We start from the raw sequence: 25,536 nt of genomic DNA on the forward strand, positions 1-25,536 counted from the left end.
ACAATAAAAACAGAAATCCCTTAGCCGAATTAAATCAGTTAAGGGATTTTAATATATTTAAGAAAAAACTATACGACTCCTTGGTCTAGCATTGCATCTGCGACTTTTACAAATCCAGCAATATTGGCACCTTTAACATAGTCTACATAACCATCTTTTTGTGTTCCATATTTTACACAAGATTCATGTATATTATCCATAATTTGATTAAGCTTAGCATCTACTTCTTCTCTAGTCCAATTAAATCTTAAAGAGTTTTGACTCATTTCTAAACCTGAAGTTGCTACACCTCCAGCATTTGAGGCTTTTCCTGGTGAAAATAATACTTTTGCATTTTGTAAAACTTCAATTGCTTCAGGTGTAGTAGGCATATTAGCACCTTCTACAACAGCAATTACATTGTTATTTACTAATACTTTAGCTTCTTCCCCATTTAACTCGTTTTGAGTTGCACATGGTAAAGCAATATCACAATTAACACTCCATGGTCTTTCTCCTTTATGGAAAGTAGCAGAAGTATATTTATTTACGTACTCACTTATTCTAGCACGTTTTACATTTTTTAGCTCCATTACATGAGCTAATTTATCTGCATCAATACCATCTGCATCATGAATATATCCTGAAGAATCTGATAATGTTACTACTTTAGCTCCTAACTCTGTTGCTTTTTCGCAAGCATATTGTGCAACGTTTCCAGAACCTGAAATAACTACGGTTTTTCCTTTAAATGAATCTCCTTTAGTAGCTAACATGTTTTTTGCAAAATAGACAGTTCCGTATCCAGTTGCTTCTGGTCTAATTAAAGAACCTCCATAAGACAATCCTTTACCAGTTAACACACCTGTAAACTCGTTACTTAAACGTTTGTATTGACCAAACATATAACCAATCTCACGTCCGCCAACACCAATATCTCCAGCAGGAACATCTGTGTTTGCACCAATATGTCTAAATAATTCTGACATAAAAGATTGACAAAAACGCATCACTTCGTTATCACTTTTTCCTTTTGGGTTAAAGTCACTTCCTCCTTTTCCTCCACCCATTGGCAAAGTTGTTAATGAGTTTTTAAATACTTGCTCAAAACCTAAAAACTTAAGAATACTTAAATTTACTGACGGATGAAAACGCAAACCTCCTTTATAAGGTCCTATTGCAGAATTAAACTCTACTCTAAAAGCCCTATTTACTTGTGTGTTACCTTTGTCATCAATCCAAGGAACTCTAAAAATTATTGTGCGTTCTGGCTCTACCATACGCTCTAATAACATTTTTCCCTGATACTTTGGGTTTTCTTCTATAAACGGAATTACTGTCTCAGCAACTTCGTGTACTGCTTGTAAAAACTCTGGTTCATGACCATTTTTTAATTTTACTAGCTCTAAAAATTCTTCAATTTTATTTTTCATTAAGGTAAATAATTACGATACTGTTATACAATTCATAAAAATGTACTGCAAAGATACATTATCTTTAATTCTAGTCCTACTTTTTTTTAAATTTCGCAATCGTTGTAGTAGTTTTATCAAATCGTAAAAATTCAAATAAAATCATGCATTTTATCTGTAAAATTTGTATGTTCGTCGTGATTTTATATATTTGTTGAATAAACAGCCTCTAAAAATAAAGCTTAATTATGCTTAACCATAAACAATTAATACTAGCTGTGCTTGTCCTATTAACTAGTAGCACTGCATTTTCTCAGCTAGGTTTTTCTCATGAAATAGGGATTATTGCTGGTCCAGTTGCCTTTAAATCTGATTTTGGTGAACGTTTGGATTACGAAACTAATGCAGGAAATTCTGGTATTGGTATTGGATTAGTGCATTATATTAATTTTGCTTATCAAGCAGATTGTAATTGTTACACAACAGACAATTACTTTAATGATCATTTTAAACTACGTACCGAAATCTCTTGGAATAAAACTAAATTAGATCATCTTGGAGAGTTTGTTGACCCTTCTCAAACTAGTGCAGATGCTGATAGACTTAGAGCACACTCTGGTGAAGCAAACAACTTTGATATTGGAATGCAAATAGAGTATTTTCCATTAAGTATTAGGTCTTTTCAAGCTTACGGTTATAAATTAGCTCCTTTTGTTAGTTTAGGAGCTCATTATGTATCATTTAACCCTAAAGTTAGCACCTCTTATTTAGGTGAAGGTGATCCAGGAAATATTACTAATTTAAATAATTTTTACAACCCTTGGTATGTTAACGATCCAACAAACTTACCTGTTCCTATAGACATTTCTAGTGGAAGCACTTGGTCTATAGTATCAAGTATTGGTGTTAGATATAAATTAAATATGGATGCAGATTTAATGTTAGATTTAAGGGGTCAGTATTATTTTAGCGATTGGGTTGATGGTTTAAATCATAAATTAGAAGATTATAATAGGTATAACGATTGGTTAGTTTGGTTAAATGTTGGTTACATTTACTACTTAGATTAATCTTTAAAATAAAATATAACAAAAAAGCTCAAGTCTAGACTTGAGCTTTTTTATTTTGTAAAACTAAGGTTTAACCTAATGCTTGTTTTAAATCGTTTATTAAATCTTCTTCATCTTCAATTCCTATACTTAAACGTATTAAACTATCAACAATACCTGTTTTTTCTCTTTCTTCTTTTGGGATACTAGCATGTGTCATACTGGCTGGATGACCACATAAAGACTCTACACCTCCTAATGATTCTGCAAGTGTAATTATTTTTAAATTTTCTATTACTTTAATAGCGTCTTCATAATTATTACCTTTAGTTACAAAGGATATCATACCACCAAAATCTTTCATTTGTGATTTAGCAATATTATGGTTTGGATGACTTTCAAAGCCTGGCCAATATACCTTTTCAATTTTAGGATGTGAAGCTAAAAATTTGGCTATAGCCTTACCATTTTCACAATGACGTTGCATTCTAACATGCAATGTTTTAATTCCGCGAAGCGCTAAAAAAGCATCTTGAGGTCCACAAATTGCTCCACTAGCATTTTGTATAAAGTACAATCTATCTGCCAAGTCTTTATCTTTAACTATTAATGCTCCCATAACCAGATCGCTATGTCCTCCAATATATTTTGTAGCAGAATGCATTACTATATCTGCTCCCAAATCTAAAGGTTGTTGTAAATATGGTGTTGCAAAAGTATTATCTACTGCTAAAAGTATTTGGTGCTTTTTAGCAATCTTAGCAGTAGCTTTAATATCAATAATGTTTAACATTGGGTTGGTTGGTGTTTCTACCCAAATTAATTTTGTGCTTTTATTGACAAAATTTTCAATATTAGCTGCATTATCCATTCCTATAAAATGAAACTTAATACCAAAGTTTTCAAAAATTTTGGTAAATAATCTATAAGTACCACCATACAAATCACTAGTAGAAATTACTTCATCTCCAGATTTTAGAAGCTTTAAAATAGCATCTATAGCTGCTAATCCAGATCCAAAAGCCATCCCATATTTACCGTTTTCAATACTTGCAAACGCATTTTCCAAAGCTTGACGCGTTGGATTATGAGATCTAGAATACTCAAACCCTTTATGACCTCCAGGTGTTGCCTGTGCATAAGTAGACGTTTGGTAAATTGGAGGCATTACTGCTCCATAAGCTGGATCTGGTTTTTGACCACCATGAATTGTTTTTGTATTAAATTTCATGAAAAAAATTTTTGTTTGTAACAAAAATAGTTTTTAATTCGTTGTATTAAAACTAGAACAATATCTTTAGTCTATGTTTAACACATTATCTATTTCTAAAACAAAACTAACCATAGTTTTATCTTGCTTTTTAGTATTTGTTGCCTGTCAAAAAAAAGCTGTTTTAACTTTTTCTGAAACAGAAGTGTCCAAAGCACAAGAAACTTTAGTAGAAATTGTAATCCCAAAAGCCAATGGTAATTCTAACATTGCACAAAACATAAACAAAACACTTACAGGTTTTGCTTGTAATATTTTAAATATTGATAGTGCTAAAAACAAAAAAGAAACTATCGAAGAAAGCATAGAAGCTTTTAACAAAGCCTATATCAATTTTAGTAAAACCTTAGTAAAAGAGTTTGACATTGATTTTCCAAAATGGGGAGCCTTAATAGATGGTGAAGTATCTTATCAAAACGACCATTTAGTTAGTATAGCCATGAATGGTAATATTACCAATGGGTCACCAAGTAGCACATTAAAATTTAGGTTTTTTAATTTTGATTTAGCAAACGGAAAGCTTTTAAAAACAGAAGATATTATTAATAATATGCAAGCCTTTAAAGGTATCGTAAAAAAATATTATGATAAAGAGTTGCTAACTACTTATACTAGCTTAAACAACGACTCTAAAAACTTTAAACTTCCAGAAACCATTGGATTTAATGAAGATGGAGTTATAATTATTTATGATAATTTTGAACTTCAAAACTTCACAAAAGAGCTAATTGAATTTACCATACCTTTTTCATTATTAGAAGAGTATTTAAACTATTAAATATTCTTTTTTAAAGCTAAAATATAGCCCAAGTGGATACCTTCATGAAAGTTGTTAAACGCAATAGCTTCGTCAACATTGGTTAAAGTGCTTTTTGTACTTACAGTATATTCATTATAAGATTTAAATAAGTTGTTATCATAATCTTCTTTTGTTTTTTCAATAGTACTAAACAACAAATCTTTAATCAAATCTACTTCAGTTTGTGTAGCATTATGTTCTGTTTTTGTTCCTTTTTTATAAGCTTCAACTAAATCATCTGCAATTACCATTGGTAATCCAGACAATTTATAAACTAATAATTGCTGGGTAACTACAGTATGCGCAACATTCCAAAAAATATTATTATTAAACCCTTTAGGTACTTTATTAAGTTGTTCCAGAGAAAAATCCTCTAAAAATTGTTTAAAAATAGTTCTATTTTTTAATGTTGTATCAAATGCAAAATCCATAGGTTTCAATTTTATTTTAGGCAACTAAATTAAATAAAAACATCGTAATTAAGTTTCTATTTTTAACTTTAGATTTAAATTATAAAAAATGAAATCGCACCACTACCAAACCACAATACAATGGACCGGAAATTTAGGCAAAGGAACATCAAACTACAAAGCCTATAACCGTAATCATACCATTACAGCAAATCATAAAATCGACTCAATTTTAGCCAGTTCTGATCCATCCTTTTTAGGCGACAAAACACGTTATAACCCAGAAGAATTACTGCTTTCATCCATCTCGTCCTGTCATATGTTATGGTATTTACATTTATGCGCAACACACAATATTACTGTCCTAAACTATACAGATCAAGCAGAAGGCACAATGCAAGAAAACAAGGATGGTAGTGGTCAATTTACCTCTGTAACCTTACATCCAAAAGTAGTTATAAAAGAGGCCTCGATGATAGCACAAGCCAACACGCTACACCATCAAGCAAACAAAATGTGTTTTATTGCTAGATCCTGTAACTTTCCTATTTTACATGACGCATTCGCGGAAACTTCGCCTAGCCAAGACTAGTTTTAATAAAAAACTTAAGCCATTTTTGCCAAAAAAAACGACCTTTGCCTAAATTTTAGATCAAATGAAAAAAGTATACTACCTAAAAACTTGCAATACCTGTTTGCGTATTTTAAAAGAACTAGATCTATCATCAGATTTTTTGTTGCAGGATATAAAAGCAAACCCTTTAACCGCAGTACAAGTTGAAGAATTAGCAGCATTATCAGGTAGTTACGAGTCTTTATTTAGCAGACGTGCCAAATTGTATAAAGAGATGGGTTTAAAAGACCAAACCCTAACCGAAAAAGATTACAAGCACTACCTATTAGAACATTACACCTTTTTAAGCAGACCAGTAATTGTCATTAACGACTCTATTTTTATTGGAAACTCTAAAAAAACAACAGCATCCACAAAACTAGCATTAAATGAAATCTAGATATTGGGCTTTAATAGCTGTTTTTTTTGTGCAAGTCTTTTATGGTCTAACATACACCTTTGCTAAAGACGTTATTTCTGGAGGTTTTATTAAACCTTTTGGTTTTATTTTAGCAAGAATTGGAGGAGCTACATTATTGTTTTGGATCTTTAGTTTTTTAGGTCCTAAAGAAAAAATAGATAAAAAAGATTTTAAAGTTTTCCTGTTTGCTGCCTTTTTTGGTGTAGCAGCAAATATGCTATTATTTTTTAAAGGTTTAGAATATACAACACCAATACATGCGTCTGTAATAATGATTACTGCTCCTATTATCGTATTAATACTATCTTCTTTTTACCTACAAGAAAAAATTACTAATATTAAAATATTAGGGATTGCTTTTGGTTTTGCAGGAGCTGCTGTGTTATCTATTTATGGTAAGTCTGCTAATCCAGCAGACAATGTACTGTTAGGTAATATTATGGTGCTTTTAAATGCAATTTCCTATAGTATATACATTATAGTAGTAAAAAAACTAACCAGTAAATACCATCCGTTTACATTTATAAAATGGTTATTTCTATTTGGATTTATTATGGTTATCCCTTTTGGTTATAATGAATTTACCAATATCGATTATAGCTCATTTACCAACTACATTTGGTTTTGCGTTGTTTTTGTTATTGTTTGTGCAACTTTTGGAACCTACCTATTAAACCCATTAGGCTTAAAATATTTAAAAGCTTCTACAGTAACCGTATTTATTTACATGCAACCTTTAATAGCAGGTGTTTTTGCTATAATAATGAAAACAGATAGTTTAACTAGTATTAAACTTTTAGCATCTTCGTTAATATTTTTAGGTGTATATCTAGTCACTAAAAAGCCTAAAGCGTTAAATGCTTAGGCATACGTCCATGAATACGCATATCTTCTTTAGTTAGGGTTTTAAAATCCTTAGTTTTAGGAAATTTATTTGCTAAGTCTAATAGACTTTCAGATAATCCTGTTAGTTTTCTAGTTTCTAAGTTTATCCAAGCACCTAAAATTTCGCAAAACGCTATATTTTGACCTTTACTATCATAAAAATTATGATCAAATCTAAAAAACATTCCGTCTTCGCTTAATCCAGAAACTTCTAGACTAACCGTTATAGGTTGTCCTAAAAAAGCTTCTTTAAAATAATGTACATGCTCATGGAATACCACAGGACCAATTCCTGCTTTACTTAATGACATTAACGAAAACCCATGATCTTGTAAAAAAGCAGTTCTGGTATGTGACATAAAATTTATGTAAGCCGAGTTTGCTAAATGTCTATTAGCATCAATATCACTCCATCTAATTTCAAAATCTTTTGTGTACATAGTTTTAGCTTTAATTTTCTCAAAACTACAATTATTTATAATGCATGCATAATAAATTTTTACGTTTTTTAAGCGTTAACATTTTACTTACCTTTGTAGTACTTAATTTAGTGTATTTATGATTTATTCAATGACAGGTTATGGCAAATCTGTATTACAATTGCCAACAAAAAAAGTAACAATAGAGTTAAAATCTCTTAACAGCAAAAACCTGGATTTAAATGCACGTATGCCTTCTATTTATAGAGAAAAAGAGTTGGACTTACGTAAACTAATGGCTAACCAATTAGTACGCGGAAAAGTAGATTTTTCTATCTATGTAGAAACCACAGCAGACGATACTTCAACACAAATAAACGCACCTGTTGTAAAGCAATACATGCAACAACTAAAAGCTGTTTATAATGATGGTAATGACATCGAATTACTAAAAATGGCTGTACGCTTTCCTGACGCTTTAAATACCGTTAGAGAAGATATTGACGACACGGAATGGAAACAAATTGAAACAGAAATTAAATCTGCTTTAAATAAACTTACAGATTACAGACTTAACGAAGGTAAAGTCTTAGAGCAAGACTTTAACGATCGTATAAAAAATATTGCAGACTTGTTAGAGCAAGTTATAGCAATGGATTCAGAACGTGTAGATGGTGTTAGAGAGCGTTTACGTAAAGGTGTAGAAGAACTTAAAGAAAAATATGACGAAAACCGTTTTGAACAAGAACTAGTTTATTATATTGAAAAGTTTGATATTACCGAAGAAAAAGTACGTTTAAACAACCACTTAAACTACTTTACAGAAAGCATAAACAGTAAGGACTCAAACGGAAAAAAATTAGGGTTTATCGCTCAAGAAATTGGGAGAGAAATCAATACCATTGGATCTAAAAGTAATTATGCACCAATGCAACAATTGGTTGTACAAATGAAGGACGAGTTAGAAAAAATTAAGGAACAGTTATTGAATGTCCTTTAAGCTAATAATTGGCATTTAATTATTAATGTCTGGACAAGCGTAGTCTAGACCTTATAAATATTAACAATATATAAGTGAATAAAAACACCAAACAAGGTAAATTAATAGTGTTTTCTGCACCTTCAGGATCAGGAAAAACAACTATTGTAAGACATTTACTTAAGCAAGACCAATTAAACTTAGCGTTTTCTATCTCTGCAACTTCTAGAGAAAAAAGAGGAACAGAAGCGCATGCAAAAGACTATTATTTTTTATCATTAAAAGATTTTAAACAACATATAAAAAATGACAATTTTTTAGAGTGGGAAGAAGTCTATAGAGATAATTTTTACGGAACTTTAAAAACCGAAGTAGAACGCATTTGGGCTTTAGGCAAAAATGTTATTTTTGATATTGACGTTTCTGGTGGTTTACGTATTAAACGTAAATTTCCAGAACAGACTTTGGCTGTTTTTGTAAAACCACCAAGTATTGACGAACTTAAAATAAGATTAAAAAAACGCAAAACAGAAAGCGACGATAAAATAAACATGCGTATCTCTAAAGCTAGTGCAGAGTTAGCAACTGCGCCTTTATTTGACGTTATTATAGAAAATGATAATCTTGAAAAAGCGCTAAACGAAGCAGAAACTATCGTTGGTAATTTTGTAAATAAATAATATTACATAACGTCAGTTTGACTGGTTTTTCTGGCACGATAAAATTGTATCGAAAACTTTTTAAAAGCTATATTAAAAGATGAAAATAGGCTTATACTTTGGATCATTTAACCCAATACACGTTGGGCATTTAATAATTGCTAACCAATTGGTAGAAAACAGCGATTTAGATCAAATATGGTTTGTAGTAACACCACATAACCCTTTTAAAAAGAAAAGTAGTTTATTAGATAACCACCAACGCTTAGAGATGGTATATTTAGCCACCAAAGACTACAACACGCTTAAAGAAAGTAATATAGAGTTTGACTTACCTCAACCCAATTATACTGTAAACACATTAGCACATTTAACAGAAAAACACCCCAAAAAAGAGTTTGCTCTTATTATGGGAGAAGATAATTTAAAAAGCTTCCATAAATGGAAAAACTATCAAGTTATATTAGACAACCATCACGTTTATGTTTATCCAAGAATTAGTGAAGGTCAAGCCGAAACACAATTTGATAACCACCCAAAAATACATCCAGTTGAAGCACCAATTATGGAAATATCCTCAACCTTAATACGTAACAGTATTAAATCTGGTAAAAATGTAAAACCTTTATTACCAGAACATGTTTGGGCATATTTGGATGAAATGAATTTTTACAAATAAATTACAACATGAAAAAAACGCTCTACCTTTTAATACTTCTACCATATTTAATTTTTGGGCAATTAGAAGACAATAGTTTATGGAAAGGATATGGTGTAGAAGACGCTTCTGGAAAAACTTTACAAGATAAAACCCAACAGTTTGCTATTGTAAAAAATGATAAAATGTACTTATTAAGTTTTTTGGAAAAACTAAACATGGAAACTGGTGAAGTTATACTAAAAAGTAAAATAGACACATTAAATATTGAAGCTTCTAAAAATGGATTTAATTTAATTATAAAGGACAAAACACTCCCTTTTACTTATAATAATTTAAATGAAAAATTTAAAATTAGTGTTGGAGATTTCTTTTTACCATTCAAAAAAATAGAACAATCCAACAGAATAAATAATCTGCAGTTTAAAAACAAAATTATTAGTAATACATATTACGAAGTAGATAAAAAGGCTACAGATTTAAGTGACAAGTTATTATATACACCATCAAGTGATGGTACAATTAACTATTCTAAAGAATATTCTAGTAGCACGTGGACCTCTGCTTATATTATTGTTAATTTTTATGGAAACATCTTTTTAAAAGGTGTATCCTCTGCACCTTTAATGGTCACCAAGATTAATCCTGATGCCATAAATTTTACACAGTTGGATTATAGATTTGACCCAAAAGCTGTGACTTGGAAAATCTATACCAATGATAAATCCAATACTATTACTCCTTCAAACAATAAGTTTGAAATAACAAATAATCAATCAAACTTAAAGTGTATTGAAGGCTTAACAAATAAGCAATTAAACACAACAATGTTAACATATAGTGATGCATTATTTAGTGCTCCAATCACAGAAGTCCAACACGCATTTGAAGGAAAATGGACATTATTTAGCGATGCAGAAACTAGAAATTTTAAACGATATACCTTTAAACAATTAATTAATAAAGATCCAAGTCTTTGTAATATTATAAAGCTTCCAAAAGGCTATTATGCAAACAGAAAAAGTAAATCTGCTACTTGGACCAGCTATTTACATGAAGAGCGTATCAAAACAGACTCGTCTTTAATTACAAAAAAAGCTTTTAAACATGACAACTCCTATCGTGTTTTTAACGAGTTAAAAAATCAAAAAAAGACGTATTACACTCAGTATTATTTAGACACAAAAGTAATCCGAGAAAAAGGCATGTTTATTAATGGAAAAGAAACTGGTACATGGACATTTTATGATAAAAATGGTAAACTGGTTAAAACAGAACAGAAATAAATAGCCTTGACTTTGTCAAATAAAACAGCTAACTTCGTTTAACAACTGTTTGCCACAAGCAGATGAATAATATCAATTAAATTATGGAGTATTTTGTTAAAGCTATTTCATCTTCAAAAAGTAATGCTGAAATAAACGTTAAAACATCGAAAATTATTTTCGGGATTACTCCAGAGTCTGCCGATAATTTGCCAAACCCAGCCGAATTGTTTTTAGGGTCATTTTCAGCTTGTATTCTTAAAAATGTTGAACGCTTCTCAATTTTAATGAATTTTGAGTACTCAAATGCTGAAATAATGATTAACGCAACTCGACTAGAAAAACCTCCAAGAATGGACGAAATAAATTATGAATTAAAAATTTACAGTCAAGACAATAATTTAAATATTAATCTGCTTAAAAAGAATATCGAAAAGTTTGGAACAATATTCAATACAGTCAAATCTTCCTGTTCTATCATTGGCGAAATTAAAAAAATATCTGAATAAAAAACTGACCTGTTTGAAGCCATTAGCTAACAACATATATAGTTTATTGCTTAGTCACTTAATGTGCTTTTTCGGATTTCTGCCTAAATCCTAGAACGTCTTTTCTTTTTTACTAACTTAGTTCTCTATCGCAAAGAAACCACACATGAACACGTTAAACTAATTTAATAAACAATCATAAAAAACGCCAACTTTTCAGTTGGCGTTTTTACTATATAAAATATATATTTTCTAGTCTAAAGACGGAATACGTAATACTTGTCCAACGTATATTTTATCTGGATGCGTTAACATAGGTTGGTTAGCTTCAAAAATAACTGGGTATTTCATTGCGTTACCATAAAACTTTTTAGCAATTTTACCTAAAGTGTCACCACTTACTACTGCATGAAACTGCGCTTCTGGTACAACTACTGCAGCTTCTGCAACAGTCATTTGATCGTCTACTGTAGCAATACCATCGCTATTACCTACTAAAAGCACTAATTTTTCTTTAGTTGCTTGGTCTACAGCTTCTCCTGTTATAGTAGCTGCATCATCGTCTATAAATATGCTTAATCCCTCTACGTGTAAATCTAAATCGCTTGCTGTTTCTTCTAGTTTTCTGGCAGCTAAAGCTTCCATTTTAACTTCTGCAGCTGCTGCTTCTGCTGCTTCCTCTGCATCTGTTTTTCCTATTCCAAAAACTTTTGCTCCTGCGTTTTTAATAAATGAAAATAATCCCATAATTGTAATTGTTGTTTTAAAAGTGTTATTAATTTTATAAAGTTAAAAAATTAGTTTTCTAACTCCAACTTATGTTAACAACTCTTGTGCCAAATCATTGGAATAATATAGTTTTTATTAGTGTTTCTTATAAACAAATGCATGCTTTGTCATTCCTGCTTTCGCAGAAATGACAAAGCAGGAATGACAAAGAAAAAATTACAAAGTAAGTAACATAAAAAAAGAAAAACCGCTTAAAGTTTTCGCTTTAAACGGTTTTTACAAACTAACTAACTAATTCAATATGTAATTATGCTCTTGTGTTTTCTCTTGGGTTATCTTTCTTTTTAGTACGTTGTACACGCTTTTTAAGTCCAGATGTTTTAGTCTTATTTATTGTAGTTCCTGTTTTTAGATACTCTATATATCCTCTTCCTTTAAACTCATAAATAGTTCCAGAACTTGTATGATATAATTCTATTTTTTGATCATTTAAGATGCTTAACTCAAATTGTTCGTTATCAAAATAATCGTAATCTAAAACTAATGCCTTTAAGTACATGTTTCCGCTAACGTTTCCTACGCCATAAATTCCTGTAAAATCCCAATATAAATTGTTTGGATTAATTCCGTTTTGGTCTTGACTACTTCTAAAGGTATTGTCATTTCCTCCAGATAAAAACTGTAAATAATTTTCGTTATCAAACTCGTTTAAAGCTCCAAAGTTACTTGTGTATGTTTTTTCCCAAGCTTCATATTCTTGTAAAAAGTATTGGATGTTATCATAAAACACATAGTCATAATCAAAAGTACTACGTTGGTAACCATGTAAAAAATATGATGTATCAGTAAATGGGTTGTATAACTCTATAGTATTATAATCTATTTGATACACATCAAAACTATCGTAACCATCAATATCATGATCTACGTCCAAAATATTATCATAAGCATTGTAATATCCTATTGGAATACCAAATCCGTTACCTTGACTACCAATACCAACTAAATTGTTGTTTGCATAAAGGGTTCCGTTTCTAAAAGATATTGTAAATCCTATTTGTAAAAAAGGAGACTCGCCATATCCAATAGTCTCATTAACATCAATATACCACAGCTCATGACTGTTTAATACTTGGTTAATGTTAACATATCCTGGATCATTATATCCATTATAATCATCTACTATTACTTCTGTATAACAAGAAGTAAATAATGTTGCTATTAAAGCAAAGGTCGAAAGTAATTTTATCGTCTTCATAATCTGTTCGTTTTAAGGATTGATATTATATAGTTTTCAAAAGCTATGCCAAAATTGATAACTGATTGATTATGAGTTAAATTTTAAGAATTAATTTTTACGTATTTTTGATATAGAATTATAATAGATTTCCGTTTTTTACGGAAATGAAAAAGAAACCATTTTTAATGAGTCAACAATTAAAATACGCTGTTTTTGGATCCGGAAGTTGGGCAACTGCAATTGTAAAAATGCTTTGCGAAAATTTAGATGAAGTTGGTTGGTACATGCGCAGTGTTTATACTAAAGAGCATTTACTTAAGGAACAGCATAACCCAAGTTATTTAAGCTCTGTGGAGTTTCATTTAGAACAACTTAAATTAAGTAACGATATTAATGAAATGGCAACCTATGCAGATGTATTAATTTTTGTTATACCATCTGCTTTTATACATTCAGAATTAGAAAAACTAACAATAGACATCTCAAATAAAACAGTAGTATCTGCTGTTAAAGGAATCCTTCCAGAAACTGGTAAATTGTTAGGCGAACATTTTCATGATAATTATAACATTCCTTTTGAAAACATTGGTGTTATTGCAGGACCATGTCATGCAGAAGAAGTGGCTTTAGAGCGTTTATCATACCTAACCATTTCTTGTGCAGATCAAACAAAAGCTCAAGCTATTGCAGACGTATTATCTAGCAATTACATAAAAACTAAAATTAGTGACGATATTATTGGTACAGAGTACGCTGTAATGCTTAAAAATATTTATGCTATTGCTGCTGGTATTGCACATGGATTGGGTTATGGAGATAACTTTCAAAGTGTTTTAATGAGTAATGCTATACGCGAAATGAAGCGTTTTATAAAAAAAATGCACAAAATGAAACGTAACATTAACAACTCTGCTTATTTAGGTGATTTGTTAGTAACTGGTTACTCCACTTTTTCTAGAAATCGCATGTTTGGAAATATGATTGGTAAGGGTTACACTGTAAAATCTGCACAAATGGAAATGTCTATGGTTGCTGAAGGGTATTACGCTACAAAATCTGCACATTTACTAAACGAAAAAAACAAAAAGAAAACTCGCACACCAATTATAGATGCTGTTTACGCTGTTTTATACGAGGGGAAAGATGCTAAAAAAACGTTTAAAAAACTAACGGATAAATTGGATTAAGTTGGATTTGAAAGTATAATAAATAGATTTCTATATTTTACTTTACCAAAACACCTCTAGACTCCATTAAGGGAATTGGTTGTAAAGCATTTAAATTAACCGTGTTTTTTCTAAACGTAAAGGTTTTATCAAACATTTTATTGCCTTCAAAAAAAGTAACTTTAAATTGGTTGTTTAATGCAAATAAGTCTTCTTGCATCAGCTCTATTTTAGCATAGCTTTTTTTAGGTAATTTATCTAGTTTTTTTCTGAAAATTGAGGTCATTTTGTCTTCAGAATAGCCACTAGTTACAATTAATATCATTTCTAAATCAACGTCTTTATCATTTATTATATAAGCATTCCAATCTTGGGTTTTGTAAATGTCATTATACTCGTTAACTATTGCAATATATACGTTTTCTACAACAGGAATTTGGATGTCTTTTTTCATAATTATTTAATGTACAAAGCTAAAATACATTACAAAAATATTGAATACTACTAAGGATTATGTAACATTTAGTATAATTTTATTACATATATTAGCATAAACAAATAACCAATGAGATTTTTCAAACCATTTTCACTTCTTTTCTGTCTTACAATCCTATTATCTTCTTGTAAAGGTAGTGGTTCAAAAGCGCATACTGCAATGCAAGAAGAAGATATTCCAGATTGTAAAATAATGATAATTTTAGGTGATGACAGAAGTGGATCGTCACAAAGTATTCAAAAACTAGATAAAACAGATTACCAAGCAATTATTGATGTTATTAATCAAAATGGTAATGGTTATTTTGCCTCAACTATAATTGGTAATCCTGCACCAAACTCTAAAGAAATTTTTAGGTTAAAAGTTAGTGCATTAAAACCTTTTGAAAACATTTTAACGTCAGACAACCCAACGTTAACAGAGCAAGCAAAACAAAAAAAACATAACGAAAAAATTAAAGCAAAAAACGAAAAGATTAAAAAGAAAAACCAATCTAGGCTTAATACCTTTTTATCTAAAACATTAGAGTCTTCAATTTTAACTTATAAACCTTATAAAGGAAATGATATTACTAACATAGACTTAGCTTTTGAGCATATTAATAAGCTTTTAAAAGAACCAAATATTGAAGATTATGACCAGATAATTGTTGCTTTATTTACAGATGGAGTTAACGAGCCAGTCAAATCTGGAAGAATTGAAAAAATTAAAAACACTTTACAACTTACAGATAATGCAGAATTGTATTTAGTAGGTTGGAAAGACACCTCTGTTTTTGGAGGAGCAGAAATTAACGAATTTGAAGGAAAAGAAGGCTTTTTTAGCTACCTTGAAGACTTTGAATGTTTATAAAATAACCACACTATTAATCTATGATTGTTAACTGGAACCAACCATCTAAAGACGAATCTGAAAACCTATATTCAATATCAGACGAAGTCGCAGCAAGAGCAAATTCTGCTTCAAAAAGAGCAAGAGATACTTTTGAAATTTTAAAACCTGAGGAAGAAAAATTAAGTCAATGGGACAAAATAATGTCTAATGCTTATGTTGTACCTTTTACAATTTCGTTTGTAGTTATTTGTGTTTTAGAATACTATTTTAGTCGCGAGATTTATCGTGATATTTTACCACAAGCACCTTGGGTTATTGGTATTGGTATTATTTTTATCTCTATTGTTATTGCAGAGCTTTTAGTAGGTATGTTAAGTTCTCATACCAGAAACAAACGTTTTTACGAAGAAAAAAAGATAGCATCCAACGCATCAACACCAGATTCTGATATAATTAAAGGTGTTTTTAGACATGCAAGAGGACAGTTTATTTTTGGCGTTATTTTATTTATTGCAATTGGAGGAGCCATTTTCTACTTTTCTAAAGAACGTGTCGCAAGAGAAATAGCAGCAGGAATACGCGAATCTGCTTTTGGAATACAAGATATTTTACCAGTATTATTTTATGTATTAGAAGTGCTTGCTGGTTTATTTGTGTTTTATTTATTTAAACGCTCTGTAGTTGCTTTTAAAAATTATAAAAACAGAAAAAGATATAGTAAAGAAGTTGAAATTACTAGATTACATACTAGTGAGTCTTGTAAATACTTTGATAATGCAGAGAAAAAAGGGTATAATACTTTTTTAGATGATGTTAGCAATAATATCCATTTAGGGTTTTACAGAAACAAACATCAAAACACCAACCAGCAGCATTTAAATTATGTAAACGAACCTGAAAAAGAAGCGCAATTTTTTAAAGCTAAGTTTTTAAACGTTGGTGGACAAGCAACCCAAGTAACTATAGATGTGTTAACAGAATATAAGTTTAAAGAAAGTAAAACTAGCGATGCTAATGGGTTAATAGAGTTAACAATTAACTCTTACCCAGAAGATCAAATAAAGCAGTTTAGAATTACTTATTTTAATACAAAAGAAGAAAAAGTAATTGAAGATATTTCTGGTAATTACTCGTTAAATAACGAGGCACCTTATGAGATTATTTTGAAGTAAGATTAGTTGTAATACTTAAAAATAGGAGAGTAAAATTTAACCTGTCGAATTAAAATGGGCTATAAAAAAGTTTGTCTAAATTGTAGAAAAGCATTTAACGATAATACTAGTTTTGAACAGAACTGTTCTGAATGTGGACGAAAAATGAAGATTGTAAATCACAAATTTAGACCTCCAAAAAAAACAGACTTAAAAGCTTGGGATGTATCTAAATTTCTAATAGAAAATGGTTTTCTATATCACCATATATATAAAAATATAGAAGAGAGAAATGGGCTAGTAACCAAAGAAAAATATATCAATTATCCAATAACAATGAATGATGCAAAAATATTTGTTTTGAAATATAAAGCACAAGCAATCACTTAATAAAAAAAGCCCAGCTAAAATTTTTAGTTGGGCTTTTTTTATGTTTCCTACGAAAGCAGAAATTAAATTTATAATGCGCTTTTAAACTGCTCTAAAAATCTAACATCGTTTTCGCTTAGCAATCTAATATCACTAATTTGGTGTAATAACATAGCTATACGATCTATACCAACACCAAATGCAAATCCAGAATATTCTTCTGCATCTATACCACAATTGGTTAATACATTTGGGTCTACCATACCACAACCACCAATTTCTAACCAACCGGTTCCTTTGGTAATTTTATAATCAGTTTCTGTTTCTAATCCCCAAAACACATCTATTTCTGCGCTAGGTTCTGTAAATGGGAAATATGATGGACGTAATCTAATTTTAGACTTTCCAAATAGCTCTGTTGTAAAATATTGTAAGGTTTGTTTTAAATCTGCAAAACTAACATCCTTATCTATATACAATCCTTCCACTTGATGGAAAAAACAATGTGATCTAGCAGATATTGCTTCATTTCTATAAACTCTTCCAGGAGATATTGTCCTGATAGGAGGTGGATTGTTTTCCATATAACGTACTTGTACAGAACTGGTATGCGTACGTAATAAAATATCTGGATTAGTTTGTACAAAAAACGTGTCTTGCATGTCTCTTGCAGGATGGTATTCTGGTAAGTTAAGTGCTGTAAAGTTGTGCCAATCGTCTTCTATTTCTGGGCCTTCACTTACGTTAAAACCTATGTTTGAAAAAATACCAATAATTTGATTTTTTACAATAGATATTGGATGACGTGATCCAATTTTAATTGGCTCTCCTGGACGTGATAAGTCACCACTAATTCCTGCGTCTTGTGTGTTATTATCCAACTCTTCTTTTAAAGTATTAACTTTATTTTGAGCTGTAGTTTTTAGTGTGTTTATAACTTGACCAAATTCTTTTTTCTGGTCTTTAGCTACATTTTTAAATTCGGCAAAATAGTCATTAAGCAAGCCTTTTTTTCCTAAATATTTAATTCTGAAAGCCTCAACCTCATCTTTTGTTTGGGCTTTAAATGCTTCTGCTTCTGCTATTAATTCTTTAATCTTATCTATCATAATCTTTTAAGCTGAATTTATTTCAGTATCTAAATGATTGGCAAATTTAATAATTTCTAATCTATAAATTTAGTTTCAACAAAATAGTTAACTATCGCTTCTTTCATTAATATACTTTGCTCACCAGCTTTAAGGTTTGGTAACTCGTCTTTTACCTTATAATGTGGCCAACCGTCTTCATCTACAAAATCAAAATCGTAATATCCATAAGGCATTAATAGTTTGCAAATAGCAATATGCATTAAATCTAATTTATGATCTTTTTTAAATGTACGCTCTAATTGTCCTAATTCTTGCACACCAATTAAATAAATAATAGCGTCTAAATCTAAGGTGTCTCCATCTGCAAATTGATTAGATAGTTTAGTTACCACTTCTTGCCATCTTTCTTTTAATTGTTCGTCTCTAGCCATAATTATTTTAAAGTCGCAAAGTTAATTTATATTTGCCTAAAATCTAAATTTATGGCTGTTATTGATATTGTTTTAGGTGCTTTACTTTTATTTGGTTTAGTTCGTGGATTATTTAAAGGGCTTTTTGTGGAATTAGCTTCAATCGTAGCATTAGTTGCTGGAGTTTATGGAGCTATTCATTTTAGTTATTTTGTTGCAGAGTTTTTAATGGATAAAACATCTTGGGATGAGAAAACTATTAATATTACTGCTTTTGCCATAACCTTTGTAATTATAATATTGGTCATTAGTTTAGCTGGAAAAGCGTTAACAAAATTAGCAGATTTTGCCTCTCTAGGTATTTTAAACAAGCTTTTAGGAGCTGCATTTGGAGCACTTAAAGTGGGATTAATACTAAGTGTACTATTGATTGTCTTTGAAAAAATGAATAACACAATTCCTTTTGTACAAGAGGAAGATATTAAAGACTCAATACTTTACAAGCCTGTAAAATCCTTAGCTCCAATGGTATTTCCTGATATTATAAAAGCTGCTAGTGATGATAATAACCCAATTGATGCACCTGAAGATAACAGCGAAACTGAAGCATAAAAAAACCTGTAAAATATAAATCTTACAGGCTTAAATTTTAATAGATAAACGTTTTAAAACATCTCTACTTTTCCTGAGTGTAAGCTATATACACCACCTACTATTTTAATCTCTCCTGCATCTTCCATTTCTTTTAAAATTGGACTCTTTTCTCTAATACGATCAATAGTTAATGTTACATTATTCTCTACAGTTTTAGCAACAAATGCTTTGTTTGACGAGTTTGCTTCACCTTCTACTTCATTGGTAGATTGTTTTACAGCTGGAAGTATATTGCTTAATAAATGTGTAATATTACCTAACTCTACACCATCACAAGCTGCTTTAACAGCTCCACAAGCTTCGTGACCCATAACTAAAACTAGTTTACTTCCTGCTACTTTACAAGAGTATTCTAAGCTTCCTAGTATATCTGCATTTTCAAAATTACCTGCTACTCTTGCAACAAATACGTCTCCAATTGCTTGGTCTAAAACTGTTTCTACTGGTACACGAGAGTCTATACAAGATAACACGACTGCTTTAGGGAATTGTCCTCCTGTTGTTTGAGATACTAAAGCAGAATTGTCAACCGATTGACCTTTTCCGTCAATAAACCTTTGGTTTCCTTCTAATAAATCTTGTAATACATTGTCTGGTGTTAATGTGTCTTGTACTTCTTTTGTTATTGCTATGTTTTTCATTTTTTTTTATGTTTTAAATTCCCGCTTAAGCGGAAATAATATTAAACTTTATTTTAAAATTTATCTTCTACATTTTTTTTAATCCATTGTAGACAGGATTCAAAATCTTTAAAAATATGTTTTTCAGGAATAAAATCTGGAATAATATCAATACGTTCCATCATATATTTAGGTTGTTTTAATAAGCCTACAAAAAGAACATCAACTCCATTTTTCTTAAGATCTTGGAGCATGTCTTCCATAGCATATAATCCAGATTGATCCATATATTGCATACGTCCTAACCTTAAAACTACAGTTTTTGCAGTTGCTGGAATTTGTTGTGTTAACGCTTGAAAATCGCTTGTTGATCCAAAAAACAATGGTCCTTTAATGTGTTTAATAAACACTTCTTCTTTTAAGTTTTTAGGAAAGTCTCCTTCATCAGACCAAGCCTCTTCGTTTAATGATTTAACATCACTTCTTTTAGCTGTTAAATCTCCAATTTTTTTCATAAACATTAAAGAGGCAATAACTAAACCAATACCTACTGCGTAAATTAAATCCCAAAAAGTAGATAACCCTAAAACTACTAACATAATTAATACTTCAGAGCTTAATTTTAATGGTCCTAATTTTATATCTTTTGGTAAACTAGGAATTGCTTTTAAACCTTTATAATCCATTACGCCTATACCAACAGTTATTAAAATACCTGCTAAAACTGCTGCTGGTATTTTTGATGCTACAGTTGAAAACACCAACATAATTACCAGTAACATAATACCTGCAATCATACCTGATAGCCTAGTTTTTCCTCCAGCATTAATATTTACAACGGTTCTAATAGTTGCTCCTGCACCTGGAATACCTCCAAAAACTGCTCCTATTGTATTTCCTATTCCTTGACCAATTAATTCTTTATTAGGTTTGTGTTTGGTCTTTGTCATATTATCTGCTACTACACTTGTTAAAAGCGAATCAATCGCACCTAATAATGCTAGTGTTAAAGCTGTAAAAATATAAGGAGTAATACTTCCTAATTCAAAACTTGAAAATATTTCCCACTTAGGCATAGGAATACCACTTGGTATTTCAGAAATTGGTCTATATCCTAAGTTAAAGCCATAAGCAACACCAGACACAACTACTAATGCCACCAAGGTACTAGGGATTTTTTTAGTAATCCGTTTAAAACCAAATACAATAATAATGGTAGAAAGTGCTAAAATAAATTCTAGCCAATTAATATTTTTTAAAGCTCTTGGTAATATTTTAAGTGCTCCTAAAGTACTTTTACCAACTTTTTCTGCCATAGTTTGAGACTCGTTTAAAATCTGCTCTGGCTTTATTTTTCCAGCTCTTTCTATAGTTTCTTTAAAATTTTCAAGCACCAAAATACCTTCTCCTGCTTCTTCTTTTAATATATTTTCTAATATAACTTCCTCTGCTTGAGGTTTAAATGTTTCTACAAACGCTATATCCTCTTTTGGATAATAACCAATTGAAGGTAGTATTTGAGTTAATAATATAATTAACCCAATAGCAGTCATAAAACCAGAAACTACAGGATATGGTATATATCTAATATATTTTCCTAATCCTAAAAAACCAAGCCCAATTTGCATTATACCAGCTAGTATAAATACAGTTAAAATTGCTGGTAGTGCTTTTTCTACACTACCATCGTTTGCAGCTATAATACCTGCAATAATTACCATACTTACTGCTGTCATTGGTGCAGTAGGTCCAGATATTTGAGTGCTTGTTCCACCAAAAAGTGCTGCAAAAAAACTAATAAATATTGCTCCATATAAACCCGCTTCTGGTCCTAAACCAGAGGATACACCAAAAGCTAATGCTAATGGTAATGCAACAATACCTGCTGTGATTCCGCCAAATGCGTCTCCTCTTATATTGGAAAATAAATTCTTCATATTCTATTAGTTTTATGGTTTAACTTCTATTTGCTTTTCTTTATAATTATAGAAACAATGTTAGCTTTAAAAATAAGTAATAATATTAGAAATTAACAAAAGCTATCAAGTTAATTTGATCTCTGCCTGAGTTTTCAAAAAATTGATTCATATATCCTAATTCCATTCTTAAAGCAGGCGAAAAGGTGTAACCTAAACCACCATAAACACGGTTTCTATCAAACACAGATGATTTTGTGTTTAAAAAAATCTCGTTATAAGCTGAAAGATAAAATGGATTACTACCATCTTCTTTATACTGAAGCGGGATTTTTAATCCTAAAAAATATCTGAATCGCATTTTAAAATCACTTTCTACAAAACGTTGCTCAAATCTATAACGATGACTTAAACTTATCTTACCAACTTTTTGTTTTGTTGTAAATTGTTGAAAGATACGATGCTCGTTAACCGATACTTTATTATCAGTATTTCCTACATAGTTTTCAGATAAAATATAACCATAACCTAGTAACAAATTATTATTGTTTTCGGTTAAATTATATCCCAACCCTGTTCTAAGCAACAATTGCTCTAAGTCTCCTATTCCATCATAATTACGGTATTGAACTTCGTTATGGATATTCCAGCCATTTTTAAGCTTTTTATTACCAATATAAATTAGCCAGTTACCTAAACTACTATCTTGTGCAACTACATTTTTAGGTGTTAAAAATGCTGTAAAAAGCAACAAAAGAAGGATGTGTTTTAAAGATTTCATGTTTTACGCTGATTTTGGTCTTAGTTTAAAAAACTCGATATAACTTGGTGGGTTTTCAATTTCACCTCGCTCAGAAATTAGTTTAATATCTATATTTCTTTGCTTTGCTTTAAAAGCAAAGTCTTCAAGTATTTCGATAATATCATTATCTAAATATCTTGTTTTTGTGACATCAAGCTCTAAATAAGAGTCTTTAGGTAAGGCATCTAATTCTTTTAAAATAGAACCTTTATTAAAAAATGTCACTTCTTCTGCAAGTGTCATTTTCATTTTTTGCACTCCGTTACTCTTATCTTCTTTGTGTAAGAAGTGAGAATTTTGATAACTCTTAATTAAAATAACTACAATTCCAACAGCTAACCCTAAACCTATTCCCCAAAGTAGGTCAATAAAAACAATACCTAAAACAGTTACAGTAAATGGTATAAATTGTTTCCAACCTAAATTATACATTTTTTTAAATAATGCAGGTTTTGCTAATTTATAACCTACTATTAATAATACAGCTGCTAAAACTGATAATGGAATCATGTTTAATAATCTTGGAATAATAATTACAGAAATTAACAGTAAAAATCCATGAATAATTGCCGACATTTTACTAAGTCCACCTGATTGTATATTAGCAGAACTTCTTACAATTACTTGTGTTATTGGTAAGCCACCAATCATTCCAGAAACAATATTTCCAGTTCCTTGTGCAAACAACTCTCTATTTGTTGGTGTTACATTTTTATTAGGGTCTAATTTATCTGTTGCTTCGACACACAATAAAGTTTCTAAACTTGCTACTAAAGCTATAGTAAATGCTACTATCCAAACCTTTGGATTTGTAATTGCGCTAAATTCAGGAAAACTAAATTGCGCTATAAAAGATGCTGCGTCTTCAGGAATAGGTACATTAACCAAGTTTTTACCTTCTAATGCTAATGTTGTACTATCTTTAAATATGGCATAAAAAATAATACCTACTATAACTGCCACTAATGGTCCTTGAATAAGGCTAAATATTTTATGCTTTTTTATTAAAACTTCTTGCCAAAGCAATAGTATTAATAAACCAATAATAGCAATAACAACACTTGGCAAACTAATATCTAGGATTGAATTGTAAATTGCAGTAAATGTTCCTTCTCCTTTTGGTGGAATATAACCTAAAAAGTATGGTATTTGTTTTAAAATAATAATGATTCCAATACCAGTAAGCATTCCTTTTATAACCGAAGATGGAAAATAATACCCAATTATCCCTAATTTAAGTACTCCAAAAAGGATCTGAATAACTCCTGCTATAACTACTGCAACTAGAAACTCTTTATATCCTAATGTTGCAATAGCTGCAAATACAATAGCTGCTAATCCTGCTGCAGGACCGCTGACTCCAATTTTAGAGCCACTTAAACCTCCAACTAAAACACCTCCTATAATTCCTGCAATTAATCCTGAAAAAAGAGGTGCACCACTTGCTAAAGCAATACCTAAACATAATGGTAATGCAACGAAAAAGACGACTACACTTGCTGGTAAGTCGTTTTTTAATGTTTTAAACATATATAAATTCATTTTTTTGCTATTAAATTTACTCAATAGCTGTTTTTAATAATTTTTTTGGACAAAAATCCGAACGATAAAAATTATTAAATGAATTCGGGTGGTGGAGATATTAAATTAAGGTGTGGTTTAGGATACGTTTTGTATCTATATCCCAAATTAGCGTCTTTTTTTGATACTAAAAAGACTAATGAATCTAAATTAAGATTTTCGAAAAGTGTTTCTATTTCTTTATTCTTTTCGTTTCCTTTTTCTTCTTTTCCTTCTTTTTCTTCTTCTTCATTTATGTCATAAAAAAAAGAAACATCTATTGAATCATCTACCATAATCAATATGGATGGCAACGTAATGGTTGCCATAAATAGTAATGTAAATAAAATTGAGATATTTTTTTTAAACATTTCTTTAATTATGAAACGCAAATATAGTTTTTATAACTAATCAAAGTGTTAAGGAATCATTAAAAATTGTTCAACAATTTTATATCGCTTGCTACAATCCAACCTGTTTTACCGTCTGCAAGTTTTATTTTTTTCCAATTGTTTATAGTATCAAGTACTTGTACTTTAGTTCCTTCATGTAGTAAAAACGCTTCACTTCCACCAAGGTTGGGTTCTGTTTTTACTTCGCTTTCTTGAGCAAAAACTATTGCTGGATTATTTTTAGTATCTAATGTTTGCTTTTGAAAAGCCAATCCTAAACTAAATAAAGACAAAAACAAAAACACAAAACTAAACACAAAGGTTAATCGCTTACTTGTTGTACCATTATTAAAGTAGTAGACTAAAAACAACACAACAAATACAACCATTAATACTATAGCTAATTTTGCCCAATTATCAAAAGATAAGGTATGTGTTACTTTATTAAAAAACCTAGATAACCCTAATTGTGGAACCGTTTGAATAGCGTCTACAGTCATGTTTTTTGCATAAGCTATGTTATTTAATATCTCTTTATCGTTAGGTTTTAATTGTAATGCTTTTTCGTAATAATAGATGCTTGGCGCTATATTATTTAGCTTATAATGCGCATTTGCTAAATTGTAATATAACTCTGCAGAGTGTTGTTTAGTTTTTAAAATAGACTCATATTTAGTTATGGCTTCTTCATAATTAGCATCATTATAAAGCGCGTTAGCTTCATCAAAAAATGTTGCATTTTGAGCTGTAAGACTTCCGAAGAAAAATAAAACTATGTAAACTAATGTTTTCATTTTAAA

The 25,536-nt window shown here is 30.3% G+C and carries 30 protein-coding genes; 15 read left to right on the forward strand and 15 right to left on the reverse strand.

All coding sequences use genetic code 11. From position 1 onward, the window contains the following. Window positions 1-68: 68 nt before the first annotated feature. Window positions 69-1,412 carry an NADP-specific glutamate dehydrogenase gene (gene gdhA, locus SJY17_RS02885; RefSeq protein WP_397363956.1) on the reverse strand — a complete coding sequence of 448 codons (1,344 nt, stop codon included), beginning with the start codon at window positions 1,410-1,412 and terminating at the stop codon, window positions 69-71. A 227-nt stretch (window positions 1,413-1,639) separates the two neighbouring features. Here gdhA and SJY17_RS02890 point away from each other — a divergent pair, with 227 nt between their 5' ends. After that, window positions 1,640-2,461, forward strand: a complete 822-nt coding sequence (locus tag SJY17_RS02890; protein WP_397363957.1) for a THC0290_0291 family protein — start codon at window positions 1,640-1,642, stop codon at window positions 2,459-2,461. Between the two features lie 70 nt (window positions 2,462-2,531). Here the strand turns inward: SJY17_RS02890 and SJY17_RS02895 are convergent, their stop codons facing one another. Next, a complete protein-coding gene (locus tag SJY17_RS02895; protein WP_397363958.1) occupies window positions 2,532-3,671 on the reverse strand; it encodes a cystathionine gamma-synthase in 1,140 nt (379 codons plus the stop codon). 73 nt (window positions 3,672-3,744) lie between these two features. Between SJY17_RS02895 and SJY17_RS02900 the strand changes: the two genes are divergently transcribed. Next, complete coding sequence (locus SJY17_RS02900; protein WP_397363959.1) at window positions 3,745-4,488, forward strand: PdaC/SigV domain-containing protein; 744 nt, start codon at window positions 3,745-3,747, stop codon at window positions 4,486-4,488. Here the strand turns inward: SJY17_RS02900 and SJY17_RS02905 are convergent. Further along, the gene (locus SJY17_RS02905; protein WP_397363960.1) at window positions 4,485-4,940 is read right to left on the reverse strand and encodes a DinB family protein; all 456 of its coding nucleotides are present in this window, start codon (window positions 4,938-4,940) and stop codon (window positions 4,485-4,487) included. The two genes, SJY17_RS02900 and SJY17_RS02905, sit on opposite strands and share 4 nt — an antisense overlap. An 88-nt stretch (window positions 4,941-5,028) precedes the next feature. On the opposite strand from SJY17_RS02905, the gene SJY17_RS02910 reads away from it, so the two are divergent. The 3 genes from SJY17_RS02910 to SJY17_RS02920 all read left to right on the forward strand — a co-directional run bounded on the left by SJY17_RS02910 (window position 5,029) and on the right by SJY17_RS02920 (window position 6,818). Next, on the forward strand, window positions 5,029-5,511 hold the full coding sequence (locus SJY17_RS02910; protein ID WP_397363961.1) for an OsmC family protein: 483 nt from the start codon (window positions 5,029-5,031) through the stop codon (window positions 5,509-5,511). 64 nt (window positions 5,512-5,575) lie between these two features. Continuing rightward, window positions 5,576-5,932, forward strand: a complete 357-nt coding sequence (locus SJY17_RS02915; protein ID WP_397363962.1) for an arsenate reductase family protein — start codon at window positions 5,576-5,578, stop codon at window positions 5,930-5,932. Next, window positions 5,922-6,818, forward strand: coding sequence for a DMT family transporter (locus SJY17_RS02920; protein WP_397363963.1), 897 nt, complete (start codon window positions 5,922-5,924; stop codon window positions 6,816-6,818). The genes SJY17_RS02915 and SJY17_RS02920 overlap by 11 nt, the downstream gene beginning before the upstream one ends. On the opposite strand, the gene SJY17_RS02925 is transcribed toward SJY17_RS02920, so the two are convergent. Then, a complete protein-coding gene (locus tag SJY17_RS02925; RefSeq protein ID WP_397363964.1) occupies window positions 6,799-7,278 on the reverse strand; it encodes an acyl-CoA thioesterase in 480 nt (159 codons plus the stop codon). The two genes, SJY17_RS02920 and SJY17_RS02925, sit on opposite strands and share 20 nt — an antisense overlap. Window positions 7,279-7,396: 118 nt before the next feature. Between SJY17_RS02925 and SJY17_RS02930 the strand changes: the two genes are divergently transcribed. From SJY17_RS02930 to SJY17_RS02950, 5 genes are all read left to right on the forward strand, one after another. Continuing rightward, window positions 7,397-8,257, forward strand: a complete 861-nt coding sequence (locus SJY17_RS02930) for a YicC/YloC family endoribonuclease (protein WP_397363965.1) — start codon at window positions 7,397-7,399, stop codon at window positions 8,255-8,257. 74 nt (window positions 8,258-8,331) lie between these two features. After that, complete coding sequence (gmk, locus tag SJY17_RS02935) at window positions 8,332-8,916, forward strand: guanylate kinase (protein WP_397363966.1); 585 nt, start codon at window positions 8,332-8,334, stop codon at window positions 8,914-8,916. A 79-nt stretch (window positions 8,917-8,995) separates the two neighbouring features. Beyond that, on the forward strand, window positions 8,996-9,574 hold the full coding sequence (nadD, locus tag SJY17_RS02940) for a nicotinate (nicotinamide) nucleotide adenylyltransferase (protein ID WP_397363967.1): 579 nt from the start codon (window positions 8,996-8,998) through the stop codon (window positions 9,572-9,574). Between the two features lie 8 nt (window positions 9,575-9,582). Next, window positions 9,583-10,839, forward strand: a complete 1,257-nt coding sequence (locus tag SJY17_RS02945; RefSeq protein ID WP_397363968.1) for a hypothetical protein — start codon at window positions 9,583-9,585, stop codon at window positions 10,837-10,839. An 83-nt stretch (window positions 10,840-10,922) separates the two neighbouring features. Beyond that, window positions 10,923-11,327: an OsmC family protein gene (locus SJY17_RS02950; RefSeq protein ID WP_397363969.1), complete on the forward strand. Its 405-nt coding sequence runs from the start codon at window positions 10,923-10,925 to the stop codon at window positions 11,325-11,327. A gap of 231 nt (window positions 11,328-11,558) precedes the next feature. Here the strand turns inward: SJY17_RS02950 and lysM are convergent, their stop codons facing one another. After that, window positions 11,559-12,053 carry a peptidoglycan-binding protein LysM gene (gene lysM / locus SJY17_RS02955; protein WP_397363970.1) on the reverse strand — a complete coding sequence of 165 codons (495 nt, stop codon included), beginning with the start codon at window positions 12,051-12,053 and terminating at the stop codon, window positions 11,559-11,561. Between the two features lie 289 nt (window positions 12,054-12,342). Next, a complete protein-coding gene (locus SJY17_RS02960; protein ID WP_397363971.1) occupies window positions 12,343-13,293 on the reverse strand; it encodes a nicotinic acid mononucleotide adenyltransferase in 951 nt (316 codons plus the stop codon). A gap of 167 nt (window positions 13,294-13,460) precedes the next feature. Here SJY17_RS02960 and SJY17_RS02965 point away from each other — a divergent pair, with 167 nt between their 5' ends. Beyond that, window positions 13,461-14,462 (forward strand): NAD(P)H-dependent glycerol-3-phosphate dehydrogenase, encoded by a 1,002-nt coding sequence (locus SJY17_RS02965; protein WP_397363972.1) that lies wholly within the window; start codon window positions 13,461-13,463, stop codon window positions 14,460-14,462. Between the two features lie 37 nt (window positions 14,463-14,499). On the opposite strand, the gene SJY17_RS02970 is transcribed toward SJY17_RS02965, so the two are convergent. Next, a complete protein-coding gene (locus tag SJY17_RS02970) occupies window positions 14,500-14,895 on the reverse strand; it encodes a hypothetical protein (RefSeq protein WP_397363973.1) in 396 nt (131 codons plus the stop codon). A 111-nt stretch (window positions 14,896-15,006) separates the two neighbouring features. Here SJY17_RS02970 and SJY17_RS02975 point away from each other — a divergent pair, with 111 nt between their 5' ends. Genes SJY17_RS02975 through SJY17_RS02985 form a run of 3 tightly spaced genes read left to right on the forward strand, consistent with a single transcriptional unit; the run spans window position 15,007 to window position 17,312 of the window. Continuing rightward, complete coding sequence (locus SJY17_RS02975; RefSeq protein ID WP_397363974.1) at window positions 15,007-15,789, forward strand: hypothetical protein; 783 nt, start codon at window positions 15,007-15,009, stop codon at window positions 15,787-15,789. A 20-nt stretch (window positions 15,790-15,809) separates the two neighbouring features. Further along, window positions 15,810-16,943 carry a hypothetical protein gene (locus SJY17_RS02980; protein ID WP_397363975.1) on the forward strand — a complete coding sequence of 378 codons (1,134 nt, stop codon included), beginning with the start codon at window positions 15,810-15,812 and terminating at the stop codon, window positions 16,941-16,943. A 54-nt stretch (window positions 16,944-16,997) separates the two neighbouring features. Beyond that, window positions 16,998-17,312, forward strand: coding sequence for a hypothetical protein (locus tag SJY17_RS02985; protein ID WP_397363976.1), 315 nt, complete (start codon window positions 16,998-17,000; stop codon window positions 17,310-17,312). Window positions 17,313-17,380: 68 nt separating this feature from the next. On the opposite strand, the gene pheS is transcribed toward SJY17_RS02985, so the two are convergent. Together pheS and SJY17_RS02995 are read right to left on the reverse strand one after the other, a co-directional pair. Beyond that, a complete protein-coding gene (pheS, locus tag SJY17_RS02990; RefSeq protein WP_397363977.1) occupies window positions 17,381-18,400 on the reverse strand; it encodes a phenylalanine--tRNA ligase subunit alpha in 1,020 nt (339 codons plus the stop codon). 56 nt (window positions 18,401-18,456) lie between these two features. Then, entirely contained in the window at window positions 18,457-18,813 is a 357-nt protein-coding gene (locus SJY17_RS02995) for a hypothetical protein (protein ID WP_397363978.1), read from the reverse strand. Between the two features lie 51 nt (window positions 18,814-18,864). Between SJY17_RS02995 and SJY17_RS03000 the strand changes: the two genes are divergently transcribed. Continuing rightward, entirely contained in the window at window positions 18,865-19,404 is a 540-nt protein-coding gene (locus SJY17_RS03000; protein ID WP_397363979.1) for a CvpA family protein, read from the forward strand. Window positions 19,405-19,457: 53 nt separating this feature from the next. Here SJY17_RS03000 and SJY17_RS03005 read toward each other — a convergent pair whose 3' ends face one another. The 6 genes from SJY17_RS03005 to SJY17_RS03030 all read right to left on the reverse strand — a co-directional run bounded on the left by SJY17_RS03005 (window position 19,458) and on the right by SJY17_RS03030 (window position 25,530). After that, a complete protein-coding gene (locus tag SJY17_RS03005; RefSeq protein WP_397363980.1) occupies window positions 19,458-20,087 on the reverse strand; it encodes a carbonic anhydrase family protein in 630 nt (209 codons plus the stop codon). Window positions 20,088-20,140: 53 nt separating this feature from the next. After that, the gene (locus SJY17_RS03010; protein ID WP_397363981.1) at window positions 20,141-22,003 is read right to left on the reverse strand and encodes a SulP family inorganic anion transporter; all 1,863 of its coding nucleotides are present in this window, start codon (window positions 22,001-22,003) and stop codon (window positions 20,141-20,143) included. Window positions 22,004-22,088: 85 nt separating this feature from the next. Further along, window positions 22,089-22,763 (reverse strand): DUF2490 domain-containing protein, encoded by a 675-nt coding sequence (locus tag SJY17_RS03015; RefSeq protein ID WP_397363982.1) that lies wholly within the window; start codon window positions 22,761-22,763, stop codon window positions 22,089-22,091. Between the two features lie 3 nt (window positions 22,764-22,766). Continuing rightward, window positions 22,767-24,314: a SulP family inorganic anion transporter gene (locus SJY17_RS03020; protein WP_397363983.1), complete on the reverse strand. Its 1,548-nt coding sequence runs from the start codon at window positions 24,312-24,314 to the stop codon at window positions 22,767-22,769. An 86-nt stretch (window positions 24,315-24,400) separates the two neighbouring features. After that, a complete protein-coding gene (locus SJY17_RS03025) occupies window positions 24,401-24,715 on the reverse strand; it encodes a hypothetical protein (RefSeq protein ID WP_397363984.1) in 315 nt (104 codons plus the stop codon). A gap of 59 nt (window positions 24,716-24,774) precedes the next feature. Then, a complete protein-coding gene (locus SJY17_RS03030; RefSeq protein WP_397363985.1) occupies window positions 24,775-25,530 on the reverse strand; it encodes a tetratricopeptide repeat protein in 756 nt (251 codons plus the stop codon). Between the last annotated feature and the right edge of the window lie 6 nt (window positions 25,531-25,536).

The sequence above is a fragment of the Olleya sp. R77988 genome (assembly GCF_044594215.1).
GTDB lineage: Bacteria > Bacteroidota > Bacteroidia > Flavobacteriales > Flavobacteriaceae > Olleya.

Coding starts and splice junctions, on each gene's coding strand:
- gdhA (WP_397363956.1), bottom strand. CDS start 1,412: ATGAAAAATAAAATTGAAGAATTTTTAGAGCTAGTAAAATTAAAAAAT.
- SJY17_RS02890 (WP_397363957.1), top strand. CDS start 1,640: ATGCTTAACCATAAACAATTAATACTAGCTGTGCTTGTCCTATTAACT.
- SJY17_RS02895 (WP_397363958.1), bottom strand. CDS start 3,671: ATGAAATTTAATACAAAAACAATTCATGGTGGTCAAAAACCAGATCCA.
- SJY17_RS02900 (WP_397363959.1), top strand. CDS start 3,745: ATGTTTAACACATTATCTATTTCTAAAACAAAACTAACCATAGTTTTA.
- SJY17_RS02905 (WP_397363960.1), bottom strand. CDS start 4,940: ATGGATTTTGCATTTGATACAACATTAAAAAATAGAACTATTTTTAAA.
- SJY17_RS02910 (WP_397363961.1), top strand. CDS start 5,029: ATGAAATCGCACCACTACCAAACCACAATACAATGGACCGGAAATTTA.
- SJY17_RS02915 (WP_397363962.1), top strand. CDS start 5,576: ATGAAAAAAGTATACTACCTAAAAACTTGCAATACCTGTTTGCGTATT.
- SJY17_RS02920 (WP_397363963.1), top strand. CDS start 5,922: ATGAAATCTAGATATTGGGCTTTAATAGCTGTTTTTTTTGTGCAAGTC.
- SJY17_RS02925 (WP_397363964.1), bottom strand. CDS start 7,278: ATGTACACAAAAGATTTTGAAATTAGATGGAGTGATATTGATGCTAAT.
- SJY17_RS02930 (WP_397363965.1), top strand. CDS start 7,397: ATGATTTATTCAATGACAGGTTATGGCAAATCTGTATTACAATTGCCA.
- nadD (WP_397363967.1), top strand. CDS start 8,996: ATGAAAATAGGCTTATACTTTGGATCATTTAACCCAATACACGTTGGG.
- SJY17_RS02945 (WP_397363968.1), top strand. CDS start 9,583: ATGAAAAAAACGCTCTACCTTTTAATACTTCTACCATATTTAATTTTT.
- SJY17_RS02950 (WP_397363969.1), top strand. CDS start 10,923: ATGGAGTATTTTGTTAAAGCTATTTCATCTTCAAAAAGTAATGCTGAA.
- lysM (WP_397363970.1), bottom strand. CDS start 12,053: ATGGGATTATTTTCATTTATTAAAAACGCAGGAGCAAAAGTTTTTGGA.
- SJY17_RS02960 (WP_397363971.1), bottom strand. CDS start 13,293: ATGAAGACGATAAAATTACTTTCGACCTTTGCTTTAATAGCAACATTA.
- SJY17_RS02965 (WP_397363972.1), top strand. CDS start 13,461: ATGAGTCAACAATTAAAATACGCTGTTTTTGGATCCGGAAGTTGGGCA.
- SJY17_RS02970 (WP_397363973.1), bottom strand. CDS start 14,895: ATGAAAAAAGACATCCAAATTCCTGTTGTAGAAAACGTATATATTGCA.
- SJY17_RS02975 (WP_397363974.1), top strand. CDS start 15,007: ATGAGATTTTTCAAACCATTTTCACTTCTTTTCTGTCTTACAATCCTA.
- SJY17_RS02980 (WP_397363975.1), top strand. CDS start 15,810: ATGATTGTTAACTGGAACCAACCATCTAAAGACGAATCTGAAAACCTA.
- SJY17_RS02985 (WP_397363976.1), top strand. CDS start 16,998: ATGGGCTATAAAAAAGTTTGTCTAAATTGTAGAAAAGCATTTAACGAT.
- pheS (WP_397363977.1), bottom strand. CDS start 18,400: ATGATAGATAAGATTAAAGAATTAATAGCAGAAGCAGAAGCATTTAAA.
- SJY17_RS02995 (WP_397363978.1), bottom strand. CDS start 18,813: ATGGCTAGAGACGAACAATTAAAAGAAAGATGGCAAGAAGTGGTAACT.
- SJY17_RS03000 (WP_397363979.1), top strand. CDS start 18,865: ATGGCTGTTATTGATATTGTTTTAGGTGCTTTACTTTTATTTGGTTTA.
- SJY17_RS03005 (WP_397363980.1), bottom strand. CDS start 20,087: ATGAAAAACATAGCAATAACAAAAGAAGTACAAGACACATTAACACCA.
- SJY17_RS03010 (WP_397363981.1), bottom strand. CDS start 22,003: ATGAAGAATTTATTTTCCAATATAAGAGGAGACGCATTTGGCGGAATC.
- SJY17_RS03015 (WP_397363982.1), bottom strand. CDS start 22,763: ATGAAATCTTTAAAACACATCCTTCTTTTGTTGCTTTTTACAGCATTT.
- SJY17_RS03020 (WP_397363983.1), bottom strand. CDS start 24,314: ATGTTTAAAACATTAAAAAACGACTTACCAGCAAGTGTAGTCGTCTTT.
- SJY17_RS03025 (WP_397363984.1), bottom strand. CDS start 24,715: ATGTTTAAAAAAAATATCTCAATTTTATTTACATTACTATTTATGGCA.
- SJY17_RS03030 (WP_397363985.1), bottom strand. CDS start 25,530: ATGAAAACATTAGTTTACATAGTTTTATTTTTCTTCGGAAGTCTTACA.